We start from the raw sequence: 4,100 nt of genomic DNA, 5'->3' as shown, positions 1-4,100 counted from the left end.
AACGGGAGTGGGCCCGTGCGGGCGCGCCCGCACGGGCCTACTTCCGTTGTTCCTCCGCACCCGGCCGCGTCGTCGTCTTCAGGGCCAGCCACAGCTCCATCCGTACGTCCGGGTCGTCCAGGGAGCGGCCGAGGATTTCCTCCACCCGGCGCATGCGGTAGCGGAGGGTGTGGCGGTGGACGCCCAGGTCGGCGGCTGCGGCGTCCCATTGGCCGTGCCGGGAGAGCCAGGCGCGGAGGGAGGCGACGAGGTCGCCGCGGCCCTTGGTGTCGTGGTCGTGGAGGGCGCGGAGCATGCCGTCGGCGAAGGCACGGACGGCGTCGTCCGCGAGGAGAGGGAGGATCGAGCCCGTGGCCAGTTCCTCGTGCTCGACGAGGGCGCGGCCACGGCGGCGGGCCACCGAGAGCGCCTGTTCGGCCTGTTTGTACGCGCCCGACGCGGCGATCGGGCCCGTCGGCGCGGACAGGCCGATCACCACGCCCGCCGGCTCCGCCTTCCCCGCCGCGTACGTCTCCGCCGCCGTGACCACCGCTCCGCCGTCCACCGCGAGCACCGTCAGGCGCCCGTCGCCGTCGGGGACGGCCAGCACCGCCTCCCGAGCGCGGGCGGCCGCCGCCTCCAGCGTCTCGGCGACCGTGGGCAGCGGGTCGTCGTCCGCGCTCTCCGCCGACTCCGCTATCAGCAGCCGGAACGGGGCGTCGAGCAGCCGCCCGTACAGATCGCCCGCCACCGCCCGCGCGTGGTCAGGCTGGCCGGACAGCAGCATCCGCAGAACCGCCGAGCCGAGCCGCTGTTCCGCCGCCCGCAGGCCGCGCGAGCGCTCCGTGGTCAGCGTCAGCAGGGCGACCGCCGAGTGGACCGCGTACCGCTCCGCCGTGCCGAGCGCCGCTTCCGTACCGACGGCGAGCGCGCCCCGTACGCGCCGGCCCGTGCCCAGGGACTGGAGTTCCACCCGGTCGTCGGCGTGCGCGCCCGGGGCGCCGCCGAGGACCGCGCTGGCGGGCGCGGGCCGCTCCCGGAGCCGTTCCACATCGGCCGACAGCCGGGCGGCCCGGCGCGCGGCCCACTCGGGCGCGGCGGCGACGACCGCGCCGGACGCGTCGTACAGCGCCACCCAGCCGTCCACGTATCCGGCGAGCCGGGCCAGCAGCGCCTCGGGGCCCTCGGTGAGCGCGGCGCGGGTGAGTTCGCGCTGGGCCTCGAACCCGGCGGTGACCGCGCGGTACTGGTCGGCCGCGATCGCCGCGGACACGGCCTTGCTGATGGCGAGGAACGGCGTACGGCGCGGCACGCCCAGCAGCGGCAGCCCTGCCTCGCGGGCGGCGGTGACGAGCGCCTCGGGGATGTCCTCGTAGTTCACGCCGAGGGCGAAGCCGAGCCCGGCGACCCCGGCGTCCACGAGCCGCCGTACGTACCGCCGCATCGCTTCGGGATCCTCGGCGTCGAGGCCCGTGGCGGTGATGAGGAGAAGCTCGCCGCCCTCCATGTACGGGACGGGGTCGGCCAGCTCACTGGCGTGGACCCAGAGCACGGGCGTCCGGAGCCGGTCCTCCCCCGCGCGCACGGTGAGGTTGAGCGCCGAATGCTGGACGAGGGAGGCGAGGGTGGGCGGCATGGTGGAACCGTAGGGCCTTCGGCAGCGGACGGGCAGGGCGCCGGAACAGGACCGGCCACCCATGAACGACTGTGCCGTCCCGTATGAACGGCATCACCCGATTCTGCCAGATTGTACGATCGGACGACCGGCCGCCGCCCCTCGCGCTCCGAACGGAGGCCTCACCCCCGCAGGTCCACCAGCAGCGGCGGCGCGTGCTCGCCCCCCACCGTCCGCAGCGACAGCACCGCGTGCCCGGCCGGGACCGAGTGAGCCAGCTCGGAGGCCGACCAGCGCTCGCGCTCGACCTTCCGTACGGTCACCGCGTCCGTCGTCACGGCCTTGCCGGTGACCAGCTTCCGGAAGGCGTGTATCGCCCGGGTCAGCGGCTGGTCGGCGAAGACGGTCCGCTGGGTGACGTCCCGGGTCTCCACCCACTCGGTGCCCCACGCCTCGGCGAAGCGCTTTCCGTCCCAGGTGGTGATCCCGGAGAACGCCATCCGGCAGCCGACGGCCCCGAGCAGCACGGTATGCAGTGCCTCGGGCACATCGTCGAGCGTACGGAGGGTGAGCACCGCGCCCGCGTTCGCCGAGCGCAGCCGCTGCACCCCGCGCAGGGTCTCGGGGGTGAGGGTGCGGGTCGCGTCGTCCAGGGCGAGGCAGGCGAAGAGGGAGCGGTCGTTGCGCGTCGCCGCGTTCGCCGTGAACTGGGCCAGTATCAGCCGGGCCAGCATCCGCGAGGCCTCGGCGTGGCCGCGCTCCGGCAGGTCGATACGGACCCGCAGCGGGTGCTCCAGGGTGCGCAGCGAGAACGGCCTGGTCCTGCCGGTGGTGTCGAAGAACCCCGCGAAGGCGGGCCGGTCGAGCAGCGCGACCCGGTCGGCGAGCGCCCGCCCCGGATCGCCGGGCGCGCCCGACTGCCGCTCGCGCGCGTCGAGTTCGCGCCGCATGGCGTGGTGTCCCCCGGCGTCGAGTGCCTCTCGCAGGGCGGCCAGCGCGGTGGGCGAGCCGTCGAGCAGCTCCCGCAGCTCCGGTACGGCGGGGAGACGGCCGTGCGCGACGCGGAAGGGGCCGAGGAGCTGGGCGAGCGCGGTGGTGGCCCGCCGGCTGTCGGTGTCCGTCAGATCACCGACGAGGCCCTCGGCGAGTACGGCGGCGGCCTCGTCGGGGTCGTTGGTCCCGCCGTACAGATCGAGGTCGTACACCGACTCCGGGTCGCCGAGCCGCACCACGACGTCGAAGGCGCTGTCCGGGCCGAACTGGGTGCCCGCGGCGCAGACCACGATGACGGCCGCCTGGCCCGCGAGCGCCTGGAGCGCGAGCGACTCGACGACGGGCCGTACGAGGGTGTGCGTCTTGCCCGCGCCGGGCGGACCCACGGCCAGCAGCGAGGTGCCGAGCAGCACCGGATCCAGCGCGAGACCGGTGCCCCGCCGGGGGTACGGATTGCGCTCGCCGTCGTGGACCGTACCGATCCTGACCTGCCGTACGAGCAGATCGTGCCGGGCGGCGCGGACGGGCAGGTCACGGTGGCCGGAGGGGTGGACACAGGCCCCGGCGCCCTTGCCGCGCACGGCCTCGGTGAAGGCGGTCAGCCGCGAGGGATCGGCCCGTACGGAGTGCCAGGCGCGGCGGATCCGGGCGTAGTCGACATCGTTCATACGCCCGTCCCGCACCTCGGACGCGAGCCTGGCGGCGACGTCCCCGAGCCCGGCGGCCCGCAGCTCGGGCCACTCGGCGAGATCGTCCTCGGGCTCGGGGTGCGGCGGGGCGGTCTCCCGGGGGGCGTCGCCGGGGCCGCGGCGGAGCAGGCGCCGGGCGAGCTCGGGCCAGCGGCCGAGGCGGCCGAAGACGAACAGGAGGCCGCCGATGAGCAGCGCGTACCAGAAGTACGAGGCGACGACGGAGGCCATGGTCCCGCGCCACGAATCCGGCGTGAACATATAGAGCGGCCACAGCCAGAACCCGCCCAGATACCCGTTCCACAGCAGCGACCACAGCAGCATCCCCGCCAGCAGCGAGATCAGCGCCCCGCTGACCAGTTGCCGCAGCGGGGCGCGCTCCGGTTCCTCCGGGGGCCGTGCCCGGTGGCCGTACGCCCAGGTCCCCGGGGCGTCCGCGACCCGCGGGACGTGCAGCCACTCGCGCAGGGTCGGGCCGACGTGCGGCGCGTGGCCCGGGGCCGGCGGAAGCCCCGCCTCGAACGACGACGCCGAGGACGGCGGAGGCGGCATGGGCGGCGGCCCCGACAGTCCTGGCGGCCCTGCCGGGCGCGGCACGGGGTTGGCCCGGGTGCCCCGTGAGTCGTGCGTGCCGTCGCTGTCCATCCCTACCCCTGCCCCCTGTGCAGTCACCGGTCCGCCCTGCTGTACCTGCTCCATACCTGCTGTACCCGCTCAATGTATTGCCACTGACGGGCATTCAGCGGCTGGCCCACCGTCCGCCGCCCGCAAGGAGGTTGATGCCCGCCCGTCACCCCGCCCGTCAGCCCCGCCCGCACCGGGGT

The 4,100-nt window shown here is 75.3% G+C and carries 2 protein-coding genes; both read right to left on the bottom strand.

Annotated elements, in window-relative coordinates; translation table 11 throughout:
* Window positions 1-37 precede the first annotated feature (37 nt).
* The gene (locus WH07_RS35805) at window positions 38-1,615 is read right to left on the bottom strand and encodes a PucR family transcriptional regulator (RefSeq protein ID WP_046509459.1); all 1,578 of its coding nucleotides are present in this window, start codon (window positions 1,613-1,615) and stop codon (window positions 38-40) included.
* A gap of 161 nt (window positions 1,616-1,776) precedes the next feature.
* Window positions 1,777-3,921, bottom strand: a complete 2,145-nt coding sequence (locus WH07_RS35800; RefSeq protein ID WP_046509457.1) for a type IV secretory system conjugative DNA transfer family protein — start codon at window positions 3,919-3,921, stop codon at window positions 1,777-1,779.
* Window positions 3,922-4,100 lie beyond the last annotated feature (179 nt).

Source organism: Streptomyces odonnellii, assembly GCF_000981895.1.
Lineage (GTDB): Bacteria > Actinomycetota > Actinomycetes > Streptomycetales > Streptomycetaceae > Streptomyces > Streptomyces odonnellii.
The sequence above is the reverse complement of the archived record's forward strand: the minus strand, read 5'-3'. Positions and strand labels throughout refer to the sequence as shown.

What these genes read in the sequence shown, in the direction of transcription:
- WH07_RS35800 (WP_046509457.1), bottom strand. Translation starts at nt 3,921, where the DNA reads ATGGACAGCGACGGCACGCACGACTCACGGGGCACCCGGGCCAACCCC.
- WH07_RS35805 (WP_046509459.1), bottom strand. Translation starts at nt 1,615, where the DNA reads ATGCCGCCCACCCTCGCCTCCCTCGTCCAGCATTCGGCGCTCAACCTC.